Consider the following 24393-nt stretch of genomic DNA (forward strand, 5'->3'; position numbering starts at 1 on the left):
GTCTTCTCGCGATCAGGCGGAGGCCGCAGCCTGCGGGCCCTTGTTCCGGATCAGTGCCTCAAACTCGGGACGGAAGTGCTTGAGCATGGCGCGCACGGGCATGGCGGCGGCATCACCCAGCGCACAGATCGTGCGACCCTGGATGTTGTCGGCCACGGAATTGAGCAGGTCCAGGTCGCCTTCGCGGCCCTGGGCATGCTGGATGCGGTCAATGACCCGCCACATCCAGCCCGTGCCTTCACGGCAGGGCGTGCACTGGCCGCAGGATTCGTGCGAATAAAAGTACGACAGGCGCAGCAGGCTCTCGACCATGCTGCGGGAGTCGTCCATCACGATCACGGCACCCGAACCCAGCATGGAGCCAGCCTTGGCGATGGAGTCGTAGTCCATCGTGCATTCCATGATGATGGACGCGGGCAGCACCGGCGCGGACGAGCCGCCGGGAATCACCGCCTTGAGCTGACGGCCCTTGCGCACGCCGCCGGCCAGTTCCAGCAGCTTGGCAAATGGCGTGCCCAGCGGGATCTCATAGTTGCCGGGCCGCTCCACGTCGCCCGACACCGAAAAGATCTTCGTGCCGCCGTTGTTGGGCTTGCCGCATTCCAGGTAGGCCGGGCCGCCGTTGCGGATGATCCAGGGCACTGCCGCGAAGGTTTCGGTGTTGTTGATGGTGGTGGGCTTGCCGTACAGGCCGAAGCTGGCCGGGAACGGCGGCTTGAAGCGCGGTTGGCCCTTCTTGCCTTCCAGCGATTCCAGCAAGGCCGTTTCTTCGCCGCAGATGTACGCGCCGAAGCCATGGGCCGCATGCAGCTGGAAGCTGAAGCTGCCGCCCAGGATGTTGTCACCCAGGTAGCCGGCCGCGCGGGCTTCTTCCAGGGCGGCTTCAAAGCGCTCGTACGTCTGGAAGATCTCGCCGTGGATGTAGTTGTAGCCCACGGTGATGCCCATCGCGTACGCCGCGATGATCATGCCTTCGATGACGATGTGCGGGTTGAACTGCAGGATGTCGCGGTCCTTGCAGGTCCCGGGCTCGCCCTCGTCCGAATTGCAGACCAGGTACTTCTGGCCGGGGAACGAACGGGGCATGAAGCTCCACTTCAGGCCCGTGGGGAAGCCTGCACCGCCGCGGCCGCGCAAGCCGGACTCCTTGACCGTGGCGATCACCTGGTCCTGGCTGAGCCCTTCGCCACCGTCCTTGCCCAGGATCTTGCGCAGGGCCTGGTAGCCGCCGCGCGCTTCGTAGTCCTTGAGGCTCCAGTTCGTGCCGTCCAGGCCCGCATAGATCTGCGGGTTGATGTGGCGGTCATGGAAGCAGGTCTGTACGCCCGTGGCACGGAACTGGGAAAGAATCTGTGCTGCCGTGGTCATCACTTGCCCTCCGCCGCGCGCAGACCGTCGACCAGCTGGTCCAGCTTGTCGTTGTCCATGAAGCTGCACATGGTGCGGTCATTGACCAGCATCACCGGTGCATCCGCGCACGCACCCAGGCACTCGCACTGCTGCAAGGTGAACAGGCCGTCGACCGTGGTCTCGCCCATGGACACGCCCAGCTTCTTTTCCAGGTGGTGCAATGCCTTCTGGCCGTCGCGCAATTGGCACGGCAGGTTGGTGCAGACGTTCAGCTTGTACTTGCCCACGGGCTGCTGGTTGTACATGTTGTAGAACGTCGTAACTTCGTGCACGGCGATCTGGGGCATGCCGAGGTACTCGGCAATGACCGCTTCGCTCTCGGCGCTGACCCAGCCCTCTTCCTGCTGCACGATGGACAGGCAGGCCATCACGGCCGACTGCTTCTGCTCGGGGGGGTACTTGGCCACTTCGCGCGCAAAACGCGCCTTCGTCGCTTCGGTAATCATCGGTCAATCTCTCCGAACACGATGTCCATGGTGCCAATGATGGCCACGGCATCCGCAATCATGTGGCCGCGCGCCATTTCATCGAGCGTCGCGAGGTGGGCAAAACCGGGTGCGCGGATCTTCAGGCGGTAGGGCTTGTTGGCGCCGTCGCTCACCAGATAGATCCCGAACTCGCCCTTGGGATGCTCCACCGCGGCGTAGGCCTCGCCCTCGGGCACGCGGAAGCCTTCTGTGAAGAGCTTGAAATGGTGGATCAGCTCTTCCATGTTCGACTTCATGGATTCGCGCGCCGGAGGCGCCACCTTGTGGTTGTCCGTGATCACGGGGCCGGGGTTGGCGCGCAGCCAGTCCACGCACTGCTTGATGATGCGGTTGGACTCGCGCATTTCCTGCACGCGGACCAGGTAGCGGTCGTAGCAGTCGCCGGTCTTGCCCACGGGGATGTCGAAATCGACGCGGTCGTACACATCGTAGGGCTGGGTCTTGCGCAGGTCCCAGGCAATGCCGGAGCCACGCAGCATCGGCCCGGTCATGCCCAGGTTGAGCGCACGCTCAGGCGGCACGACGCCAATGCCCACGGTGCGCTGCTTCCAGATGCGGTTGTCGGTGAGCAGCGTTTCGTACTCGTCCACGCAGCCGGGGAAACGCTGGGTGAAGTCGTCAATGAAGTCCAGCAACGAGCCCTGGCGGTTCTGGTTCAGGGCCTCCAGCGCCTTGGCGTTCTTGATCTTGCTGGCCTTGTACTGCGGCATCGAGTCCGGCAGATCGCGGTACACGCCACCCGGACGGAAGTACGCCGCGTGCATGCGCGCGCCGGAGACGGCCTCGTACATGTCGAACAGGTCTTCGCGCTCGCGGAAGGTGTAGATCAGGATGGTGGAGCTGCCGCAGTCATTGCCGTGCGAACCCAGCCACATGAGGTGGTTCAGCAGGCGCGTGATTTCCGAGAACATCACCCGGATGTACTGCGCGCGCAGGGGCACTTCCAGGCCCAGCAGCTTCTCGATGGCCAGGCAGTAGGCGTGCTCGTTGCACATCATCGACACGTAGTCCAGGCGGTCCATGTAGGGCAGCGACTGGATGTAGGTCTTGTGCTCGGCCAGCTTCTCCGTGGCGCGGTGCAGCAGCCCGATGTGCGGGTCGGCGCGCTGCACCACCTCGCCATCAAGCTCCAGCACCAGGCGCAGCACACCGTGCGCGGCCGGGTGCTGCGGACCAAAGTTCAGGGAATAGTTCTTGATTTCAGCCATGATGGATCACATGAGACGCCGGGCGGCTCAGTGCAGGCCTCCGTACTTGTCTTCGCGAATGATGCGCGGGGTGATCTCGCGCGGCTCGATGGACACGGGCTCGTAGACCACGCGGCGCTGCTCGGTGTCATAGCGCATCTCGACATGGCCGGACAGGGGGAAGTCCTTGCGGAAGGGATGGCCAATGAAACCGTAGTCCGTGAGGATGCGGCGCAGGTCGTTGTGCCCATCGAACACGATGCCGAACAGGTCAAACGCCTCGCGCTCGTACCAGTTGGCAGAATTCCAGAGGTCGGCCACGGAGGCAATGACCGGGAAATCGTCATCCGCGCAGAACACCTTGACCCGCACACGCTGGTTCAAGCTGACCGACAGCAGATGCGACACCACGCAGTAGCGGGCGCCTTCGTGCACCCCATCGCCATAGGAGGAATAGTCCACGCCGCACAGGTCCACCAGCTGCTCGAACCGGCAGTCTTGCGCATCGCGCAGCACCCGCATGGCATCGCGGTAATCCTGGGCCGCCACGACCACGGTAACCTCGTCCAGGGCCAAGGTGACCTGGCGCGCCTTGGAACCCAGCGCAGCGGCAATGGCGTCCTTGAGTTTCTCAGGCCGAATGGCAACAGGGGTAGTCATCATCGACCCTTCAGACGCGAGCAATGGTATTGGTACGGCGGATCTTCTGCTGCAGCTGGATGATCCCGTAGATCAGCGCCTCGGCAGTGGGCGGGCAACCGGGCACATACACGTCGACAGGAACGATGCGATCACAGCCGCGGACCACGGAGTAGCTGTAGTGGTAGTAGCCACCGCCATTGGCGCACGAACCCATGGACAGAACCCAGCGGGGCTCGGACATCTGGTCGTACACCTTGCGCAGGGCGGGCGCCATCTTGTTGCACAGCGTGCCCGCAACGATCATGAGATCGGACTGGCGCGGGCTGGCACGGAAGACTTCCGCGCCGAAGCGGCCGATGTCATAGCGGGCCGCCGCCGCGTGCATCATCTCGACGGCACAACAGGCCAGGCCGAACGTCATGGGCCACAGGGAGCCGGTCTTGGCCCAATTCACCACAGAGTCGTAGCTCGTGGTGATGAAGCCTTCCTTCATCACGCCTTCAATCATTGCATCATCCTTGTTGAGGGCTTGCCTATTCCCAGTCCAGGGCACCCTTTTTCCACTCGTAGGCGAAGCCCACGACGAGGATGGCCAGGAAGATCAGGACCGCAGCAAAGCCGGCAAACCCCACCTCGTGCAGCGTCACGGCCCACGGAAAGAGGAATGCGATTTCGAGATCGAACAGAATGAAGAGAATGGCAACGAGGTAGTAGCGCACATCGAACTTCATGCGCGCATCCTCGAAGGCCTCAAAGCCGCACTCGTAGGGCGAGTTCTTGGCTGCGTCCGGGCGGTTGGGGCCGAGGATGTAACCCAACGCCAACGGCACCACCCCGACGGCAATGCCGATCAAGATGAACAAAAGGACGGGGAGGTACTGATCGAGGTTCATCTTGAGGAGGTGCTCACCGCTGATGCCTTGCTTGTCAGGACCCCAGCCGGGTCACACAGGCAGGCCTTGTTTTGGTGCCGTCGGCGAGACTCGAACTCGCACAGCTTTCGCCACTACCCCCTCAAGATAGCGTGTCTACCAATTTCACCACGACGGCTGATTTTGCATGTATCTGGATGGCATGAGGAGCCTTGCGGCGTTGGCTTTCCAGACAATCCAGGATTCTACCTCGGAAAAACCCTGCTTCTGCTTACAGGGCTCAATTTCGCGCAGATTATTTGGTCGGGATCTGGGCAGCACCAGAGGCCGGCACGGCAGGCGCCGCAGCAGCGTCCGACGCGGCGGCGGCCGGTGCGGCAACCGGCGCTTCCAGCACGCTGCCCGAGCTGGTGGGGCGGGCGTTGCCAAAGTAGGCCAGGGCCAGCGTCGCACAAAAGAACACCGCCGCCAGCACCGCGGTGGTGCGCGACAGGAAGTTGGCACTGCCGCTGGCGCCAAACAGGCTGCCGGAACTGCCGCTGCCGAAGGCCGCCCCCATGTCGGCCCCCTTGCCGTGCTGGACGAGCACCAGACCAATCATCCCCAGGGCTGCGATCATCTGCACAGCCAAGACCAAGTTCACGATCACGTTCATTCTTTGTTCACTCCGGATTGAATAGTTGCAGGGCGCCTCAGCGGGCGGCCCCGATGATTTGCAGGAAGTCCGCGGCTTTGAGGGATGCGCCCCCGACCAGGCCGCCGTCGATGTCCGGCTGGGCCAGCAGCTGGGCTGCATTGGCCGCATTCATGCTGCCACCGTACAGCAGGCGGATGCGGTCGGCGTGCTCGCTGGCCGCCGCCAGTTGCGCGCGCAGCACGGCATGCACGGCCTGCGCCTGTTCCGGCGACGCCGTGCGGCCGGTGCCGATCGCCCAGACCGGCTCGTACGCCACCACCACTTCACTGATGCAATGCCCGTTCAAGTGGATCACTGCGGCCAGCTGCCGCTTGACCACGGCCTCGGTCTGGCCGGACTCGCGCTCTTGCAGGGTCTCGCCCACGCAGACGATGGGCGTTATGCCGGCGGCCAGCGCGCGCTGGGCCTTCTCGGCCACCACGGCATCCGTCTCGCCGTGGTATTGCCGGCGCTCCGAATGCCCCGCCAGCGTGTAGCGCACGCCAAAATCCTTGAGCATGGCCGCAGACACCTCGCCGGTGTAGGCGCCCGCGTCGTGCTGCGAGACATCTTGCGCCGCCACCGCAATGACCGACCCGAAGACGGCCGCCTGGACCTGCGCCAGATACGGTGCCGGCACGGCCACCGCGACGTCGCAGGCCGCCTCGGCCAGGCCCGCGACCAGGCCTTTGAGCAACGCGTCGTTGACAGCCAGGCTGCCGTTCATCTTCCAGTTGCCGGCAATGAGTTTTTTCTTGCTTTTCATGGTCACCACGTCAAAACGATCTTGCCGATGTGCTGGTTCGACTCCATCAAGGCATGGGCCTTGGCAGCCTCCGCCGCGGCAAAGGTGCTGTGGATCACAGGACGCACCTTCCCCGCCTCCAGCAACGGCCACACATGTTCGCGCAGGGCGCGGGCGATGGCGCCCTTGAACGCCACCGGGCGCGGGCGCAAGGTCGAGCCCGTGATGGCGAGACGGCGCCGCAGCACCAACCCAGCGTTGAAATCGCTCTTCACCCCGCCTTGCACGGCAATGATGACGAGCCGGCCATCCTCGGCCAGGCACTCCACCTCGCGCGCCACGTAGTCACCGGCGACCATGTCCAGCACCACGTCCACGCCCCGCCCCTGCGTGATGCGCCGAGATTCGGCCACGAAGTCCTGGGTCTTGTAGTTGATGGCGTGGTGCGCGCCCAGTTGCAGACAGGCCGCGCACTTGGCGTCGCTTCCCGCCGTGGCCAGGACCGTCGCGCCCATCGCCCGCGCCAATTGCACGGCCGTGACGCCAATGCCACTGGTTCCACCCTGCACCAACAGGCTCTCGCCCGGCTGTAGACGCCCGCGGTCAAACACGTTGCTCCACACAGTGAAGAAGGTCTCGGGCAGCGAGGCCGCCTCGACATCGCTGAAGCCCTGGGGCACCGGAAGGCACTGCGCAACCGGCGCAACGCACCATTGCGCATACCCACCGCCAGCCAACAGGGCGCAGACCCTGTCGCCCACCTTCAGGCCCGCCTCCGCCATCGCAGCAGCATCGCCGGACTCCACCACGCCCGCAACCTCCAGGCCCGGCAGATCGGAAGTGCCGGGGGGTGGTGCGTAGTGCCCTTTGCGCTGAAGCACGTCCGGCCGGTTGATGCCACTGGCAGCAACACGGATCAGCACTTCGCCAGCACCGGGCTGCGGCACGGGGCGCTCGCCCAGGCGCAACACCTCCGGAGCCCCGAAGGACGTGATCTCGACAGCTTGCATGTCGGACTCCTTGAACAGTCGGTTATTTGAAGTGTTTTTGGCCTCTTGCGCTTATCCAGTAAGCGCAAGAAGCTACAAAAACAATAGCAAATATCGATCAGCCAGCCATCTGGCCCGAACCGTCGGACGACGGCACGGCTTGTTGCTGTTGTTGCTGCTGCTGTTCCACCGGCTGGCGGTTGTTGTCGCGAGCATGGTCGCGGCGCGGTTCGCGGTCGCCGCGCTCGGCTGGTGCCGGGCGGTCGCTGCCTGCGGGACGGTCGGCCAGAGCCTTCATCGACAGCTTCACGCGGCCCTTTTCGTCCGTTTCCAGGACCTTGACCTTCACGATCTGGCCTTCGGTGAGGTAGTCCGACACCTTCTCCACCCGCTCATGGGCGATCTGGCTGATGTGCAGGAGCCCATCCTTGCCAGGCAGCAGGTTGATCAGCGCGCCGAAGTCCAGGATCTTGGTCACGGGGCCTTCATACACCTTGCCAATCTCGACTTCGGCCGTGATCTGCTCGATGCGGCGCTTGGCCTCGTCGGCCTTGGCGGCGTCGGTGGCGGCGATGGTGATCGTGCCGTCTTCCTCGATGTTGATCTGGCAGCCCGTCTCTTCCGTCAAGGCGCGGATCACTGCACCGCCCTTGCCGATCACGTCGCGGATCTTCTCGGGGTTGATCTTCATGGTGTAGAGCTTGGGCGCGAAGCTGGACACTTCGGTCTTGGCTTCGCCCATGGCGTCCTGCATCTTGCCCAGGATGTGCATGCGCGCTTCCTTGGCCTGGGCCAGCGCCACCTGCATGATTTCCTTGGTGATGCCCTGGAGCTTGATGTCCCTCTGCAGGGCGGTGATGCCGTTGGTCGTACCAGCCACCTTGAAGTCCATGTCGCCCAGATGGTCCTCATCCCCCAGGATGTCGGTCAGCACGGCGAAGCGGTTGTCTTCCTTGATCAGGCCCATGGCGATGCCGGCCACGTGCGCCTTCATGGGCACGCCCGCATCCATCAGCGACAGGCAGCCGCCGCACACGGAAGCCATCGAGGAGGAGCCGTTCGATTCGGTGATTTCCGACACCACACGCATGGTGTAGGGGAACTCTTCCTTCGTCGGCAGCACGGCCACCAGGGCGCGCTTGGCCAGGCGGCCGTGGCCGATTTCGCGGCGCTTGGTGGAGCCCATGCGGCCCACTTCGCCGGTGGCAAAGGGAGGCATGTTGTAGTGGAACATGAAGCGGTCTTCGAACTCGCCAGCCAGCGCGTCGATGCGCTGCGCGTCGCGCTCGGTGCCCAGCGTGGAGATCACCAGCGCCTGGGTTTCACCGCGCGTGAACAGGGCCGAACCGTGCGTGCGGGGCAGCACGCTGTTGCGGATCTCGATGGGGCGCACGGTGCGCGTGTCGCGGCCGTCGATGCGGGGCTCGCCCGCCAGGATCTGGCTGCGCACGATCTTGGCTTCGATCTCGAACAGCAGGCCTTCGACCTTCACGGAATCAAATTCCACGCCTTCGGCCTTGAGCGACGCGAACACCGAAGCCGTGGCTTCGCGCAGCGCGTGCGTACGGGCCTGCTTGCTGCGGATCTGGTAGGCGGCACGCAGTTTTTCCTCGGCCAGGCCCGTGACCTTGGCGATGAAGGGCTCGTCCTTGGCGGGCGCCTGCCAGTCCCACACGGGCTTGCCGGCCTCGCGCACCAGTTCGTGGATGGCGTTGATGGCGATCTTGCCCTGCTCGTGGCCGAACACCACGGCGCCCAGCATGACGTCTTCAGACAGCTGCTGCGCTTCGGACTCGACCATCAACACGGCAGCTTCGGTGCCGGCGACGACCAGGTCCATCTGCGAATTCTTGCGGGCCGTCTGGCCCGGGTTCAGCACATATTCGCCGTTGATGTAACCCACGCGCGCAGCGCCAATAGGGCCGTTGAACGGGATGCCCGAGATCGACAGCGCGGCGCTGGTGGCGATCATGGCGGCGATGTCGGCGTCCACTTCGGGGTTCAGCGAGATGGTGTGGATGACCACATGCACATCGTTGTAGAAGCCTTCGGGGAACAGCGGACGGATGGGACGGTCGATCAGGCGGCTGGTCAGCGTTTCAAGTTCGCTGGGCTTCGCTTCGCGCTTGAAGAAGCTGCCGGGGATCTTGCCGGCGGCGTAGGTCTTCTCGATGTAGTCCACCGTCAGGGGGAAGAAGTCCTGGCCAGCCTTGGCGATCTTGGAACCCACCACGGTGGCCAGCACCACGGTGTCGTCGATGTTCACCAGCACAGCGCCGGAGGCCTGGCGGGCGATCTCGCCGGTTTCCATGACGACGGTCTTGTCGCCCCATTGGAATGACTTGGTGACCTTGTTGAAAATGCTCATGTTCAGCTCCTGTTTTAATAGCTGGCAGCGCGCTGCCAGATTGGGATGGAGGGCAATTCAGAACACGATGCCATTCCAATGGGGCGCAGCGGCCAGCGGCTGGCGCGCCCCATTGGAATGACACAGCTTCGCTCTGTTTTGCGGCTCCGAAGTAAAAAACGCCTGAGCTAGCGGACTAACCCAGGCGTTCTTGCATGCTGCAAAGATTACTTGCGCAGACCCAGCTTGGCAATCAGCGCGGTGTAACGGTCAGCGTCCTTGGCCTTCAGGTAGTCCAGCAGCTTGCGGCGGCGGCTCACCATCCGCAGCAGGCCACGGCGACCGTGGTGGTCCTTGGCGTGGGTCTTGAAGTGGGGCGTCAGTTCGTTGATGCGAGCGGTCAGCAGAGCCACCTGGACTTCTGGACTGCCCGTATCGTTGGCAGAACGAGCGTTGGCCTTGACGACCTCGGCCTTGATGGAAGATGCGATCATTGGTTTTCCTTGGTGACAGGCCCGAACAGCGTGCGGGCCCTGGGTTTTTACTTGCGCCAGCGGCTGGAAAGGCTGCGGGCGTGCGTCTTGCACCGTGCAAAACCCAGGGATTATAACTCTGATTGACATTTGCCCCGTTGCCAAGCCTGCGCGCCCGGCCATACTGGCACGACCATCCGAGGGAAACGCGCCCATGAAACACCACACCACCACCTCCTTGCCAACAGGCCCTTCACCTCTTACGAAACAGCGATGGCTCCCGTTTGCTGCGGCCTGCATCCTCGTGGCAGGCACACTGGCTGGCGCTGCGCCCGCGTCCGCCAGAACGAAAGGCGCCCACCCAACGGCGGCTGACTCCGCTCCAGCGGCAAAAAAGAAAGGCGTCAGCAAGGTGACTCACCAACGCAGCAGCTCCGAGGAAACGTCGGCCGAGCACGACCGCCGCATGTACCGCGAGTGCAAGGGGCTGCACAACGCGGGCGCCTGCAGGGGCTACACGCGCAAATAACGCCATTCGTCACGGCGGCGGCACCACTTGTCGCGGGTACTGGATGGAAGCGATCGGAGACTTCTTACGATCGCAGCCATGCACGCACTGCGCCCATCGCCAAGACGCCCCGACCAGCCAACCCAACGCGGCTTTACCGCGATTGAACTGATGGTTGTCGTCGCCATTGTTGCCATCCTGGCCGCCCTGGCCGCCCCCAGCTTCAGGCCTTTGATTGAACGCTGGCGCGTGCGCAGCGCTGCCGAAGAACTTACATCCACCTTGTACTTCGCTCGCTCGGAAGCCATCAAGCGCGGCGGCGGCGTAGCGATCGACGCCTCAGCAGGGTGGAACCAGGGCTGGAAAGTTACCCATACCCAGGGCGGCATCACGACAGATTTGCAGGTCAGCGCGGCCCCCAGCAAGCTCACGATGGTTCAAAGTGGCGGCGTGAATATGTTATACGTGGATCGTTGGGGCATGCTCTCCCAGACCAATGGCGGCGCCCCGGCGCTGGGGATGAACATTCTGCTGTACCCCGACGGTAAAAGCACGACCGATATCAGCGCCATCCGACTGTGCATTGTGAGCGGGGGGCGCATTGAGCAAAAGAAACAAGGCGGTGCATGCTCCTAGGCAGTAAGCGCCAGTAATCCCACTCGTATGCATCCACGCCACACCCCATCGATACAGGCTCAACATTTTGAGGCCGGATTCACCACCATTGAATTGATGGTCGTGGTTGCCATTGTTGCCACTCTGGCCGCGCTGGCTGGCCCCAGTTTTACCCTGTTGATTGAAAACTGGCGCGTGCGCGAATCGGCAGAACTGCTACAAGACACCTTGGTCTATGCGCGGTCTGAAGCCATCAAGCGGGGAGGACACGTGGTGGTACAAAAGCTCCCGAATAACACCAACGGCTGCTCCACCGCCGATGAAACCAGCAAATGGAATTGCGGCTGGATGGTCTGCCACGATACCAATGACAGCGGCACATGCACTGCCGCCGATCCTGTCCTGCAACGCGTTGCCTCCTCTGCCAAGGTTGAGGTAAGGCGCACCCGCGGGGGCGAAAGCATCAAGCTCAACCGTTGGGGGCTTGTGAGTGGTTCATGGCCCGGGTTCAACTTGGTGCCGTTGAACAAGACCATTTCGTACAGCGGCGCGCTTGGCGTCTGCATGAATTCTGGCGGAAGGGTCCGGATCATTTCCCAGGAAGCCCTTCCTTGCACTAATTGATATCCATGAATTCCATGTCACACAGCAAACACCAACGCGGCATCACGTTGATCGAATCCCTGGTCGCCATCGTCATTGCGGCGCTGGGCATCTTGGGCATCCTGGGCGTACAAATGCGCACCTTGTCCGATACATCCACCACCGTGCGCCGCGCCCAGGCGATCCGGTTGATTGAAGACCTGGGCGAGCGCATGAAGGTCAACCCCAACGCATTGGCAGACACCAATGTGTATGTCACCACGTTCGGCGCCACGCCCTCTGTCCCCAATTGCTCCACAGGCTGCAATCACTCGCAATTGGCCGCTTATGACTTGGCCGTCTGGAAAAAATCCGTGCGGGACAACCTGCCCCTGGGCAAGGCCAGCATCTTTGTACCGCTTGCCGAGACCGCCGCCGCGGCGGCCGGGCAAGGGCGTCAGTTGGGCGTGATGATCGCCTGGCGAGAAAACGAGCGGGATGCCAGCACGGCCTACAAGGACGATATCGACGCCACCAAGGTCCGCGCCGCCGATGGAAGCCTGAGCGCTGGCGCTGGAACTGCCGCCACCTGCCCTGCAGACCACACGTGCCACTTGCAATACATCCCTGTTGCCGCGCGCTGCGCCCCTTATGCACCCGGCTCAGGCGCCACCTTGTACTACTGCCCAGGGGCTTGAGATGCATCCCCACACCATGACTGACTACACAAGCGCTCGCACCCCAGGCCAGAAACCTCCAAAGCGTCCGGCACGGCGCCCGCGCACTCAGCGCGGTATCACGCTGATCGAACTGATGGTGGGCATTGCCATCGGCCTGCTTGTCATTGCCGTGGCCATGGGCGCACTCATGGTGTCTCGCGGCGTCTCGGGCACGGTGAGTGATGCCAGCAACATCCAGCAGCAGGCCTCCTCTGTCATGCGCGTGATCGGCCAGCAACTGCGCCAAGCCGGCTCGCTGCGCCTGAACCTGGACCCTGGCATTGTGACCACCCCGGCGCCCTACATGGCGCCCGTGGCGTTCGAGACCACCGTCGCCCCGTCCGCCGGCACCCTGGAGAGCTTCGATCCCGCCACGCACACCCTCAGCGGCACCGCCTCTCCTGTGAGCCTGACCGCAGGTTATCGGCGCTTTACGGAGTCCGTGTTCGCCAGCGCAGTGCCCCAGGCAATTTCGCGCAACTGCCAGGGCGGCCCCGCCGACACCAGCACCGACGGACGCGTGGAAAACATCTTCCAGCTCAACGGTACCGATCTGCGATGCAGCGGCAACGGTGCCGCACCGCAGGCCATCGCACAGAACGTGGCCAACTTCCAGGTGCGCTACCTGCTCCAGGACACGACCACCAGTCCCGGCATTCCCACCATCAAGTCGGTCGATGCCACAGGCGTAGGCACGAACTGGGGGCGGGTCCAAGCCGTGGAAGTCTGTGTGGTGCTCTTTGGCACCGAACCGATCGGCATGGGTGCAGGCAGCACCTACACCGACTGCGACGGCAGCGCGGTCGACATGAGCACCCTCGCCGGCGCCCGTGCGCGGCGCATGCACATGGCCTTTCGCAACGTATTCCAACTGCGCAGCCAGGGGCTCGTGGGCTCTGTGCTGTAACCCTTGACGAGAAAGTCATCATGCAACGGATGTTTCCTACCCACCATGAGCGTTGGCGCCGCCCAGCGCGCCAGCAAGGCGTGGCGCTGTTTGTCGTCATCGTGTTTGTCATGTTGTCCATGTTGCTGGCGCTGTGGGCCTCGCGCACCTCGCTCTTCAACGAACTGGTGGTGGGCAACGACGCCGATTACCAGCGCGCCTTCGAAGCCGCGCAGGCCCTGCTGCAGGATGCCGAGCTGGATATCCGTGGTGAAAACGCGGACGGCAGCCCCTGCATCGCTGCGGGCTGCCGCAACAACATTGGCACCGCCAGGAAAATTCCGCTGGACGCCCAGGAAGTCATCCCCTTGTTGGCCGACCTGGACCAAGAGACGACCAAATGCAAATCCGGTCTGTGCATCAAGCGCACGGGGCGCCAGGACTTCTGGAACTACTCTGGCTCGACCGTCCCAACGCCCGCACCGGTCGCCGGCGAAGTGAAGCTTGAAGACATGACCCAGCCCGATGTCGGCGCTCGTTATGGCCAGTACACAGGTGCCTCCACGGGGAGAGACGGCAACGACAAACCTGACATCGACAAACCCGCCAACCCCATTCTGACCGACACAAGCGCCAACAACCGAGGCGGTTGGTACTGGATCGAAGTCTTGCGCTACGACGAGAGCACCAAGAACTCCGGCTTGATCGTTGGCGGCGCCAACACCGACAACCTGTTGCGTCTGAACCTCAAGCCCAACGTGGTCTACCGCATCACCGCGCTGGCCTATGGTCGCAAGCCGGGAACCATGGCCGTGCTGCAACAGACCTACGCACGCCAAATGCGCAAAGACTGATAGCGACTGGAGCGCCGCTCGCAATCAACATCTGCAAGCCCTCCGACTCCTCACCCAACAAATAAACAGCACTCCAAGGAGCAGCCATGCCCCGCCAAACCCCACCCCGCTTTCGCAAAACCCTGCTCGCCATGGCCGCCGGAGCGGCGCTCGCGCCGTTCAGCAGTTGGGCACTTGACCTGGCCGAAGCTCCCCCTGGCACGGTGGAACCCTACGTGCGCCCCAACGTCATCATCTCCGTGGACGATTCGGGCAGTATGGATTGGCAGGTCACCAACTCAAATACCGGCAGTTCAACAGTCACGGCCCCGAACGCTGACGGCTCCTGGCCTACCAACGCCAAGCGCATCAACATCTTGAAGTACGCGCTCAAGTCGGTATTCGATCCCACACACCCGGAATACGACCCGAGCCTCATGCCCGACAAGAAGATCCGTCTTTCTTGGCAGGTAATGTGGAACAACGGTAACGCGCCCGACGCCAAGAGCGTGAACAGTACCAGCATGAAAACCAATTCCATGCGCATCCTGCAGGGCACGCACCGCACCAACTTTCTCAACTTCGTGAACAGCCTGAAGGCAAGCAACGGCACGCCTTCGCACCTGATGTTCAGCCAGGCCGACGCCTACATGCGCCAACCCCTGGGCACGAGCAGCGCCTGGGCCAGCGATCCCGGCACCACAGGTTCCCCTTATCTGGGTTGCCGCCGCACGTACCACATCTTCATGTCGGACGGCCGCTGGAACGGCACTGATTCGGGCGGCTCGCAGGACAACGCCACCAACAAGACACTGCCCGACGGCATGGTGTACGGCGGCGCCACCGCGGCCGACCGCGCGAAAACGGCGCTCTACCGCGATACCGATCCGGACAACTTGGCCGACTGGGCTTTCTACAGCTGGTCAACGCCCCTGCAGACCAGCGGCATGACCGGCACCATGCAGCCTGCGGCCGACTACCGCGCGGCACCGGCCACCGAGAATTTCGGCAAGGACAGTGCCAACAAGGACGCCATCCTGGAACGGTACTGGAACCCACGCTACAACCCGGCCACATGGCCCCACATGGTGACCTACACCATTGGCTTCAGTAACGACGCCGTCACCTGGCCGTACGGCGCCGCCGCCAGCATCGTGGCGCCGACCCAGCAATTGCCGTTCGGCTATGACAAAAGTTTCCTGAACTTCGTCACCGGCACTCAAACGTGGCCCTCGATGAGCGATAACGATGACAGCCAGAACAATAACCATGCACTGGATCTGTGGCACTCTGCCCTGAACGGCCGGGGCCGCTTTTATGCGGTCAAGAAAGGCGATGATCTTGAAAAAGCCTTCCGCGACATCTTTGCGCAAATCAATACCGCCACCGACCCTGACTTGAGCTCCAGTGCCACCAGCGGCTCCAACGTCTCACGCAGCGAGGTTGGCAAATACACGGCCGCCTACGAGCCTGAGAAATTCTGGAAGGGTTTTGTCACCGCCGACAAGGTCAAGACCGACGGCACCACCTACCCTGACCCCAATTGGAACGGAAAGAACACGGCAGACCTGCTCGATGCCTCCACCGTCAGCAGCCGCCTGGTGCTGAGCTGGAGCGACAAATGGACCGGCACCGCCTACCAGGGCGGCGTTCCCTTCCGCTGGGCGACCGATGAGAGCCGCCTCAGCACGAACCAGAAGCTCTGGCTGCAGAAAAACATGGGCGGCACGGACGAAGGCGCCACCAAAGGCCAGCAGCGGCTCGACTACATCCGTGGCGACAAGTCCCTGGAAGGGGTAGACCCTTCAGGCTACACAACCTCCAAGCCCTTCCGCCAGCGCCAAAGCATCCAGGGCGACATCATCAACTCCGACGTGTGGTTTACGGGCGCACCGGCTTCGGACTATCTGCTCAAAGGCTACAGTGCTTTCGTGCGCAGCAACAAATCACGCACTGGCATGCTGTACGTGGGCGGCAACGACGGCATGCTCCACGGATTCGCTTCGTACGATGGCAAAGAGAAGCTGGCCTACGTACCCCGCGGCGTGATTCCGGCGCTCTCCCTGCTGACCGATCCGCAATACAACAACAAGCACAAGTATTTCGTTGACGGCTCACCCATGACCGGGGACGTCGATCTCAACGGTGGCATTCAGGACCCCAGCGACCCAAACTACGCCACGTACACCCCCAATTGGCGAACCCTGCTGGTGGGCACCCTGGGACTGGGCGGCAAGGGCTATTTCGTGCTGGACGTCACCAATCCCACGGCGGGCAACCTGCCCGATGGAACCCCCGGCCTGAACGAAACCAACGCCGCCCAACTGGTCAAGCTCGACCGTACCCGCGGCTACGCCGAAGCCGCGCCGAACTGCACCGCGCTCACCGGCGCGGAAAAAACAGCATGCCTGAAAATCGTTGATGAGGACAAGGACATCGGTCATATCACCGCACGGCCGGTACGGGATGACAACGACAGCATGCGCACCACGCAAATCACGCGCCTGAACAACAACCGCTGGGCCGCAATTCTGGGCAATGGATACAACAGCACCAACCAGCGCCCTGTGCTGCTTGTGCAATACCTCGACGGTGCCAAGGAACTCCTGCGCATTCCCGTGACCACCGACCCCGCTGGGACCGGGAAGGCCACTGACAATGGGTTGGCTTCGCCGCGGCTGGTGGACATCAATGGCGATGGCCTCGTCGATGTGGTGTACGCCGGCGACAACCTGGGCAATTTGTGGAAATTTGATCTCACGAGCTACGACCCCGGGGCCTGGAAAGTCGCGTTCAATGGCAACCCTCTCTTCACGGCCCAGGGGCCCGCGGCCCTCAATGGACCACGCACCAAGGTGCAACCCATTTTTGCAGCCCCCACCGCGCGCGCCAATGATCGGCTGATGGTAGTTGGAACCGGCCCATCGGCAAAAACCGTGAGCGTCGGCGGAATGATGGTGGCCTTTGGTACCGGCCGCAATGCGACCAAGGACGACCCATCGAGTGTGGACGTCCAGTCTCTGTATTCCGTGCTGGACAACACCCGCTATCGCCAGATTACCTCCCCCCTCGGCAAGCGCCTGGAAGTACACCCAGGTGCAGGTACCTGCCCCGGCACCACTTGCATCCCCACGCCCACCGCCCTCGGCGCAGGCGTCGCCACAGCGAAGCTGGCCAAGCGAGAGTTCATTGAAATCGACTCCGGGGCTTACGGCGCCATCAAGGAAGTCGATGTCCTGGACAAAACCACTTGGGCCAACTGGAACGGCTGGTATCTCGACCTGCCCGCCATTGGCGAGCGCTTGCTCAAGCCTTTTGACTTCTACGATGCCAGCAACCTGCTGACCGTGTGGTCGCAAGTTCCAGCCAAGGGTTCGAATGTGGACCCGAACGTGGAGAGCTGTGAGTCCACCTCCGTGGACGCCGAGCGCCAGTACCGCACCTTTGTGAACGTCATGGACGGAAAGGCTCCCTCGATCGCCATCGTGGACAAGAACAAGGATGGGAAGTTCGATATGGGCACCATCTCGTCGCCCGGAGGTGATGCCGTCGCCAGCGGCACGAGCCTGATCAGCATCTCCCGCGCCAAGGTTACCAAGGGGCCGCACAGCATGATCAGAAAAGACAAGTTCGAGAACGCGGACATCGACGCCAAGAACAACAAGGAGAACCTCGCTGCCATGCCCGAACAATCTCTGCGCCCCAGCTGGCGCCAAATCCAATGACCGCGGTTCACAGGACGCAAGAAATGACCAGGATCCTCTCCACCCGACAAAAGGGCTTCACGCTCATCGAACTGATGATCGTCGTGGCCATCGTTGGCATCCTCTCGGCCATCGCCTACCCCAGCTATGCGGAATACATCCGGCGCGGTCACCGGGCGGACGCGCGGGCAGGGCTGCTTCAGGCGCAGCAGTGGCTGGAACGAGCGTCCACCGCGACCGGCGTGTACCCTACAGCCCTGCCAGGCAGCCTGACGTGGGCTGGCGATCCCACCAAACACTACACCATCGGGTTCGCTGCCGGTAACACCAACGCCGCCTTCACTCTGGTCGCCACGCGCAAAGCGGGAACCCCTCAGGCTACAGATAAGTGCGGGGATTTCACACTGACCAATACCGGTACGCGGGGGGCGAATAACCTCTCAGCGGGCGCCACCGCCGCCGACTGCTGGAACAAATAGCGTCTGCGCTACCATCCAGGGCGCATGACCACCGCAGCGCCCCACCCTATCGATGAAGCGCTTGGGCTCGCTGCCCAGGCGCTTTTTCTTTCCAACCCCAATCCGCGCGTAGGCTGCGTGCTGGTGGGCCCGGACGGGGCCGTGATCGGCCGGGGCTTCACGCAGCAGGCCGGGGGGCCGCACGCGGAGGTCATGGCGCTGCGGGACGCCGCTGCCCGGGGGCACGGCACCCGAAACGCCACGGCCTACGTCACGCTGGAGCCATGCTCCCACCACGGCCGCACCGGCCCGTGTTGCGATGCGCTCATCCAGGCCGGTGTTTCCAAGGTGGTGGCCTCGCTTACCGACCCCAATCCGCTGGTGGCAGGGCATGGCTTCGAGCGCCTGCGCGCGGCGGGGGTGGAGGTGGTGGTGGGGCCGGGTGCGCAGGCCTCGCGGGAGCTCAATATCGGTTTTTTCAGCCGCATGCTGCGGGGAACGCCCTGGGTGCGAATGAAGGCAGCCGCCTCGCTCGACGGAACCACGGCGCTGTCCAACGGCGCCAGCCAGTGGATCACGTCGCCTGCGGCGCGGGCCGATGGCCACGCCTGGCGCGCGCGCGCCTGCGCAGTCCTTACCGGCATCGGAACCCTGCTGGATGACAAGCCGCGGCTGGACGTGCGAGAGGTCGCCACGCCCCGCCAGCCCCATGTGGTGGTGGTCGACAGCCGGTTACAGACGCCTTTAGATGCTCGCATTTTCATAGCTGGCCGCGCTTGCTACATCTACACTGCAGCCCCTTCAGACCCTCAAAAGGAAGCAGCACTGAAGGAACGCGGCGCCACGGTGGTGCACCTTCCCAACAGCCAGGGCAAGGTGGATCTGCCGGCCATGCTGCAAGACCTGGGCAAGCGCGGCATCAACGAGTTGCATGTCGAGGCGGGCCACAAGCTCAATGGCTCGCTGGTGCGCGAAGGCCTGGTCGACGAACTGCTGCTGTACCTGGCGCCCCGGCTGCTGGGCCCGGGGCACGGCATGGCAGATTTCGGCCCGCTGACGGCGCTGGCCGATGGGCTGGCGCTGGAGTTCCACTCCACGGAGTCCATCGGACCCGACCTGCGCATCGTCGCCCGCGTGGCGGGACGCGATCGGTTCTAGCCCGCACTGCAGGCACCCGCCCCTCGAGGGTGCATCCCCTCTCCACTTTGGCGCGATTTTTGCTTCAATTTGGTGCGCATTCGGTATTCAGGTCACCGACGCACCAAATCAGATCATTCAATCGCACGAGGACGTTATGGAAGCACTCAAACAGGGCACGGATGCCCTGTTCATTCTTCTGGGGGCCATCATGGTGCTGGCCATGCACGCGGGGTTCGCGTTTCTGGAGCTGGGCACCGTGCGCAAAAAGAACCAGGTGAACGCCCTGGTCAAGATCCTGGTGGATTTTTCCGTGTCCACGGTGGTGTACTTTGCGGTGGGCTACGGGGTGGCCTACGGCACCCATTTTTTCGTGGGCGCGGAGTCGCTGGTCCAGCAAAACGGCTACGCGCTGGTCAAGTTCTTTTTCCTGCTCACCTTTGCGGCCGCCATTCCGGCCATCGTGTCCGGCGGCATTGCGGAACGGGCCCGGTTCTGGCCGCAGCTGATGGCCACGGCGGTGATTGTGGGGTTTGTGTACCCCTTTTTCGAAGGCATTGCCTGGAACCAGCACTTCGGCGTGCAGGCCTGGCTCAAGGCGCTGACGGGCGAGGAGTTCCATGACTTTGCCGGCTCCGTCGTGGTGCACGCCATGGGCGGATGGATTGCCCTGCCGGCCGTGGTGCTGCTGGGCTCGCGTGCCAACCGCTACCGCAAGGATGGGGCGATCTCTGCCCACCCGCCCTCGAACATCCCCTTCCTGGCGCTGGGCGCGTGGGTGCTGGTGGTGGGCTGGTTCGGCTTCAATGTCATGAGCGCGCAGACCGTGGACAAGCTCTCCGGTCTGGTGGCCGTCAATTCGCTGATGGCCATGGTCGGCGGAACGCTGGCCGCCCTGGTGCTGGGCAAGAACGACCCCGGCTTTGTGCACAACGGCCCGCTCGCGGGGCTGGTGGCCGTCTGTGCGGGCTCGGACCTGATGCATCCCCTGGGTGCACTGGTGGTTGGGGGCGTGGCGGGCGCGATCTTCGTGGTGATGTTCACGCTGACGCAGAACCGCTGGAAGATCGACGACGTGCTCGGCGTGTGGCCGCTGCACGGCCTGTGCGGCACCTGGGGCGGCCTGGCCGCCGGGCTGTTTGGCAGCAAGGCGCTGGGCGGGCTGGGGGGCGTGAGCTTCTCGGCACAGCTGATCGGCACGGGCATGGGCGTGGCCTGGGCGCTGGCGGGCGGCTTTGTCGTCTATGGCGTCATCAAGCGGGTGGTCGGCCTGCGCCTCACGCAGGAAGAAGAGTTCGACGGCGCCGACCTGTCCATCCACAAGATCAGCGCCACGCCCGACCGCGACGCCAGCTGGTAAGCCCGCGGCAGCAGCTCGGCGCACGTCAACCTGCGCCAGCCGGCGGGGGCGCCCCCGCTGCTGTCGCGTTGGCGCAGCGTCCGACACAAAGGCGGGCAGCAGCAGCGCCACAATGGCGCCATGCGCTTTCTGCCCAGTGCTTGCGCCGCGGATGTTGCGGCGTCCCTCAAGGCCGCTGCCCGGTACGGGCGGCTCGTGGGGGCCGCCGTGCTGGTTGCCGGCGCATTGGGCGGCTGCGCCACGGGGCTGCCCAGGCATGTGGAGCGCCCCGTGTCCACCGCACTGGCCTCCCCCGCCACGACGGCCCTGGGCCGGCTCGTGGAAGAGCGCCGCGCTGCCGCAGGGGCCCGCCACCCCTCCGGCTTTTTGCTGCTGAGCGGGCCGCAGGCAGCCTATGGCAGCCGGCTGGCCCTGGTAGATGCCGCCCAGAAGACGCTGGACCTGCAGTACTACGCCATCCACGCCGACGCCAGCAGCGAACGCCTGCTGCTGGGGGTGATTGCAGCAGCGCAACGGGGCGTGCGCGTGCGCATTCTGCTGGACGACTTCCATAGCGCAGGCCGCAATGCCCAGGTGATGCGGCTTGCGTTCGTGCCCAACATTGAAATGCGCATGTTCAACCCGCTGACCGGGGCACGCGGGTCGCCGCTCGGCCGCATGTTCAGTGCCCTGGGCGACTTCGCCCGCGTGCAGCAGCGCATGCACAACAAGCTCTTCATTGCAGACAATGCCTTGGGAGTGACGGGTGGACGCAATCTGGGCGACGCCTACTTCGGTCACGCAGACTCCGGCAACTTCGTGGATCTGGACGTGCTGGCGGCCGGGCCAGTGGTGCAAGAGCTGTCGCGCAGCTTCGACAGCTACTGGAACAACGAGCGCGCCTACCCCGTGCCATCCCTGGTGACGCGCGAGGAGCTGGAGGCCTTGAGCCAACAGGCGCGCGCTGGCGATGCAACGCAGCGCGAGCGCATTGCCGGCCAAGGCGGGGCCTTTGCGCCGGACGGCCAGCCACCCAGCCCCGACGCGCGGCCTCCCGCAGAACAACAACGCGCCCGGGTGTGGGACCAGCAACCCATGGACCTGGCCCGGGTGCCCTTCACGTGGGCCCCTGCAGCCGTCCTGGTCGACCGGCCGGCGAAGATCCCGCCCGACGGCAATACGCCCGACACCCCCTCCCCCGAAACGCCGCCCGCCCAGGCCTCGCCCCGGACGATCACAGCGCCGGGCCCCGCGGCCCCGGCCTCTGCGGCAGCACCCGGCGCCCCGGGCACACCCCCACGCGTCTCGGATGCCCAGACGGATACCGTGGTGGACGGGCTGTTGCAGCTGATGGGCCAGGCCCAGCGGGACCTGCTCATCATCTCGCCCTATTTCGTGCCCGGCCCGGACATGAAGCAGGCGTTCGCGGCCGCCCGGGCCCGTGGTGTGCGGGTGCGCGTGCTCACCAACTCGCTGGCCTCCAACGACGCACCCATCGCCCACGCCGGCTACGCACGTCACCGCCCCGATCTGCTGGCCATGGGGGTGGATCTCTACGAGATGCGCAGCGAGCTTCCCAGCGGACTGCGGGGAGCCTTGGGCTCCACCGGCAGTACAGGGGGCCACGCCGACGGCGCCGCCGCCTCTGCCGCGCCGGGCAGTTCAAGGGCCATGCTCCATTCCAAGCTGCTGATCCTCGACGGCCGCCTCCTGGTGGTCGGGTCCATGAACCTGGATATCCGCTCGCAGCGTCAAAACACCGAGATCGCCCTGCTGATCCGCAGCGGCAGCCTGTCGCGCCGCGCGACCGCGCAGATCGAAGCAGCGCTGCGCGAAGTCGCCTGGCAGGTGCAACTGCAGGACGGCGGCTCACTGGTGTGGCGAGCCCCCGCGGGCAGCGGCCTGCCCGACGCCACCACGGAGCCTGACGCCAGCCTTCCGCTGCGCATGATGCTGCAGCTGCTGGGTCCGCTGGCGCCGGACCACCTGCTCTAGAACCCAGACCGCCAACAGGCCCTAAAAGTCGCGCCCAGGCAGCGCCGCAATCCACATGCTGATCGCCCGTTGATCCGTCATGGTGCGCACCTGCTGGAACGCCGCCTCCGCCTCCGGAAAGCGCCGGCGCAGCAGGTTGAGCCACTGCTTGAGGCGCCCCGCCCGCTGGCGCGGCTCCAGGTCTTCGCACACCAGGTGCCAGAAGTCGGCCAGGTGCGGCAGCAGGTCGGACCACGCGACGGTGTCCGTGCCCGGCCGGCCGCTGTCGGCTGCACGGATCGCCCGGGCCAGGCCGGGGTCGGCGACCATGCCGCGCCCCAGCATCAGGGCGTCGCAGCCGGACACTGCGCGGCAGCGCTGCGCGTCGGCCACCGTCCAGATCTCGCCGTTGGCGACCACGGGAATCCGCACCGCCGCGCGGATGGCAGGAATGTGCTCCCAGTAGGCCGGCGGGCGGTAGCCGTCGGCCTTGGTGCGTGCGTGCACCACCAGTTCGGCTGCGCCACCGTCCTGCATGGCCTGCGCACATTCGCGCATCAAGGCGGTGTCGTTGAAACCCAGGCGCATCTTGGCCGACACGGGCAGGTGGGCCGGCACGGCCCGGCGCACGGCCCCCACCACAGCGGCGATGCGCTCGGGCTCCTGCAGCAGCGCGGCACCGCCGCCGTGGCGGTTGACCACCTTGGCGGGGCACCCAAAGTTCAGGTCAATCCCCTCAGGGCCCAGGGCAGCCAGGCGCGCCGCGTTCTCGGCCATGCTGACGGGGTCGGAGCCCAGCAGCTGCGCGCGCACCGGCACGCCGCTGAGCGTGCGGCCGCCGTTGCGCAGCTCGGGCACATAGCGCAGGAACACCTTGTCCGGCAGCAATGTGCCGGTGATGCGAATGAACTCGGACACGCAGCGGTCCACCCCGCCCATACGGGTCAGCACGTCACGCAGGACAAAATCGAGAAGCCCCTCCATGGGGGCGAGCAGCAAAGTCATGACCCGAAGCGCCACCGTGGTCGCACCACCCGTGGCAGCAAAAAATAGCAAAGAAATTGCCCACCAGCGCTTATGGGATAAGCGCAAGCAGCTATCAAAAATATAGCATCCAGCTTGTCCCACCGGTCAGCGCCGGCCGTGCGGCCGCCATTGTGCGGCACCGGGGTCATCACTGCGTCACGGCGGTTTGCTGCAATCGCCGCCATTCACCGTGACGGAGAGCCCCATGCTGCTGCAAAAGACAGAGAAAGCCCGCCTGGAACTCTTGCCCGGCGTCCGCACCCTGAGCCTGCGCGAGCGATCGCTGCTGCTGCTGGCCGACGGCAAGCCGCTGTCGGACCTGCAGGCCATGTACAACGGCATCGGCGCACAGATCGTCGAAAACCTGATGCGCCAGGGCTACCTGACCGGCCCGGCGCAACCGCCGGCGGCTGATGCCGCCCCGCCGCGCGACAAGCCCTCCATTCAGCGTCCTGAGCCGGGCGAGTCCCTGCGCTCGCTGGCGGGTGCCCGCATGTACCTCTTTGACACCTGCGAGCGGCTTTTTGCCCGCCGCGACCCGGTGCTGGCGCAGCACTTCCGCGAGGCGCTGCGCGCCGCCAAGGACCGCGACAGCATGCTGGATGCAGGCGAAGCCCTGTTCGAGGAAGTAGCACTGACCGCGGGGGCCGAACGTGCCGCCAGCCTGCGCGAAAAGTTCGAGCTGCTCTTGCCCCTGGCCTCGGTGCCCCGCACCGCTGCAGCATCCACGGCCACGACGGGCGCCGCCGACGCCACGCAGCCCGCGGCCCTCGCCCGCTGATG

23 protein-coding genes and 1 tRNA gene are annotated in these 24393 nt (G+C 64.5%); 11 read left to right on the forward strand and 13 right to left on the reverse strand.

Annotated features, from left to right (window positions below):
- Window positions 1-12 precede the first annotated feature (12 nt).
- The 12 genes from nuoF to rpsO form a co-directional block, all read right to left on the reverse strand.
- The gene (gene nuoF, locus LWW96_RS09270) at window positions 13-1368 is read right to left on the reverse strand and encodes an NADH-quinone oxidoreductase subunit NuoF (protein WP_291486224.1); all 1356 of its coding nucleotides are present in this window, start codon (window positions 1366-1368) and stop codon (window positions 13-15) included.
- Complete coding sequence (nuoE, locus tag LWW96_RS09275) at window positions 1368-1856, reverse strand: NADH-quinone oxidoreductase subunit NuoE (protein ID WP_291486226.1); 489 nt, start codon at window positions 1854-1856, stop codon at window positions 1368-1370. The genes nuoF and nuoE overlap by 1 nt, the downstream gene beginning before the upstream one ends.
- Window positions 1853-3106, reverse strand: a complete 1254-nt coding sequence (locus tag LWW96_RS09280) for an NADH-quinone oxidoreductase subunit D (RefSeq protein WP_291486228.1) — start codon at window positions 3104-3106, stop codon at window positions 1853-1855. The genes nuoE and LWW96_RS09280 overlap by 4 nt, the downstream gene beginning before the upstream one ends.
- Before the next feature lie 27 nt (window positions 3107-3133).
- Window positions 3134-3745, reverse strand: coding sequence for an NADH-quinone oxidoreductase subunit C (locus LWW96_RS09285; protein ID WP_291486230.1), 612 nt, complete (start codon window positions 3743-3745; stop codon window positions 3134-3136).
- Window positions 3746-3755: 10 nt separating this feature from the next.
- Window positions 3756-4235, reverse strand: coding sequence for an NADH-quinone oxidoreductase subunit B (locus tag LWW96_RS09290; RefSeq protein ID WP_007849129.1), 480 nt, complete (start codon window positions 4233-4235; stop codon window positions 3756-3758).
- A gap of 25 nt (window positions 4236-4260) precedes the next feature.
- Window positions 4261-4620, reverse strand: a complete 360-nt coding sequence (locus LWW96_RS09295; RefSeq protein ID WP_291486232.1) for an NADH-quinone oxidoreductase subunit A — start codon at window positions 4618-4620, stop codon at window positions 4261-4263.
- A 72-nt stretch (window positions 4621-4692) separates the two neighbouring features.
- Window positions 4693-4777: transfer RNA gene (locus LWW96_RS09300), tRNA-Leu, on the reverse strand.
- A 117-nt stretch (window positions 4778-4894) separates the two neighbouring features.
- Window positions 4895-5254, reverse strand: coding sequence for a preprotein translocase subunit SecG (gene secG, locus LWW96_RS09305; RefSeq protein ID WP_291486234.1), 360 nt, complete (start codon window positions 5252-5254; stop codon window positions 4895-4897).
- A 37-nt stretch (window positions 5255-5291) separates the two neighbouring features.
- Window positions 5292-6041, reverse strand: a complete 750-nt coding sequence (tpiA, locus tag LWW96_RS09310) for a triose-phosphate isomerase (protein WP_291486236.1) — start codon at window positions 6039-6041, stop codon at window positions 5292-5294.
- Between the two features lie 2 nt (window positions 6042-6043).
- A complete protein-coding gene (locus tag LWW96_RS09315) occupies window positions 6044-7030 on the reverse strand; it encodes an NAD(P)H-quinone oxidoreductase (protein WP_291486238.1) in 987 nt (328 codons plus the stop codon).
- A 97-nt stretch (window positions 7031-7127) separates the two neighbouring features.
- On the reverse strand, window positions 7128-9377 hold the full coding sequence (gene pnp, locus LWW96_RS09320; protein ID WP_291486241.1) for a polyribonucleotide nucleotidyltransferase: 2250 nt from the start codon (window positions 9375-9377) through the stop codon (window positions 7128-7130).
- Between the two features lie 206 nt (window positions 9378-9583).
- Window positions 9584-9850 (reverse strand): 30S ribosomal protein S15, encoded by a 267-nt coding sequence (gene rpsO, locus LWW96_RS09325; RefSeq protein WP_291486243.1) that lies wholly within the window; start codon window positions 9848-9850, stop codon window positions 9584-9586.
- Window positions 9851-10436: 586 nt separating this feature from the next.
- Here rpsO and LWW96_RS09335 point away from each other — a divergent pair.
- From LWW96_RS09335 to LWW96_RS09380, 10 genes are all read left to right on the forward strand, one after another.
- Complete coding sequence (locus LWW96_RS09335; RefSeq protein ID WP_291486245.1) at window positions 10437-10973, forward strand: GspH/FimT family pseudopilin; 537 nt, start codon at window positions 10437-10439, stop codon at window positions 10971-10973.
- A 27-nt stretch (window positions 10974-11000) separates the two neighbouring features.
- The gene (locus LWW96_RS09340; protein ID WP_291486247.1) at window positions 11001-11576 is read left to right on the forward strand and encodes a GspH/FimT family pseudopilin; all 576 of its coding nucleotides are present in this window, start codon (window positions 11001-11003) and stop codon (window positions 11574-11576) included.
- A 5-nt stretch (window positions 11577-11581) separates the two neighbouring features.
- The gene (gene pilV / locus LWW96_RS09345) at window positions 11582-12232 is read left to right on the forward strand and encodes a type IV pilus modification protein PilV (RefSeq protein ID WP_291486249.1); all 651 of its coding nucleotides are present in this window, start codon (window positions 11582-11584) and stop codon (window positions 12230-12232) included.
- Between the two features lie 16 nt (window positions 12233-12248).
- A complete protein-coding gene (locus LWW96_RS09350) occupies window positions 12249-13160 on the forward strand; it encodes a PilW family protein (protein WP_291486251.1) in 912 nt (303 codons plus the stop codon).
- Between the two features lie 20 nt (window positions 13161-13180).
- On the forward strand, window positions 13181-13993 hold the full coding sequence (locus LWW96_RS09355; protein WP_291486253.1) for a PilX N-terminal domain-containing pilus assembly protein: 813 nt from the start codon (window positions 13181-13183) through the stop codon (window positions 13991-13993).
- Window positions 13994-14079: 86 nt separating this feature from the next.
- Window positions 14080-17697 (forward strand): PilC/PilY family type IV pilus protein, encoded by a 3618-nt coding sequence (locus LWW96_RS09360; protein ID WP_291486255.1) that lies wholly within the window; start codon window positions 14080-14082, stop codon window positions 17695-17697.
- Between the two features lie 23 nt (window positions 17698-17720).
- Window positions 17721-18155: a type IV pilin protein gene (locus tag LWW96_RS09365; protein WP_291486257.1), complete on the forward strand. Its 435-nt coding sequence runs from the start codon at window positions 17721-17723 to the stop codon at window positions 18153-18155.
- A gap of 24 nt (window positions 18156-18179) precedes the next feature.
- Window positions 18180-19292 carry a bifunctional diaminohydroxyphosphoribosylaminopyrimidine deaminase/5-amino-6-(5-phosphoribosylamino)uracil reductase RibD gene (gene ribD, locus LWW96_RS09370; protein ID WP_291486259.1) on the forward strand — a complete coding sequence of 371 codons (1113 nt, stop codon included), beginning with the start codon at window positions 18180-18182 and terminating at the stop codon, window positions 19290-19292.
- 136 nt (window positions 19293-19428) lie between these two features.
- Window positions 19429-20631 (forward strand): ammonium transporter, encoded by a 1203-nt coding sequence (locus tag LWW96_RS09375; protein ID WP_291486261.1) that lies wholly within the window; start codon window positions 19429-19431, stop codon window positions 20629-20631.
- A 120-nt stretch (window positions 20632-20751) separates the two neighbouring features.
- A complete protein-coding gene (locus tag LWW96_RS09380; protein WP_291486263.1) occupies window positions 20752-22605 on the forward strand; it encodes a phospholipase D family protein in 1854 nt (617 codons plus the stop codon).
- 21 nt (window positions 22606-22626) lie between these two features.
- Here the strand turns inward: LWW96_RS09380 and LWW96_RS09385 are convergent, their stop codons facing one another.
- Window positions 22627-23589 carry a tRNA-dihydrouridine synthase gene (locus LWW96_RS09385; protein ID WP_291486265.1) on the reverse strand — a complete coding sequence of 321 codons (963 nt, stop codon included), beginning with the start codon at window positions 23587-23589 and terminating at the stop codon, window positions 22627-22629.
- 226 nt (window positions 23590-23815) lie between these two features.
- Between LWW96_RS09385 and LWW96_RS09390 the strand changes: the two genes are divergently transcribed.
- Window positions 23816-24391, forward strand: a complete 576-nt coding sequence (locus LWW96_RS09390; RefSeq protein WP_291486266.1) for a hypothetical protein — start codon at window positions 23816-23818, stop codon at window positions 24389-24391.
- Window positions 24392-24393 lie beyond the last annotated feature (2 nt).

The organism is Acidovorax sp. (assembly GCF_021287135.1).
GTDB lineage: Bacteria > Pseudomonadota > Gammaproteobacteria > Burkholderiales > Burkholderiaceae_C > Acidovorax.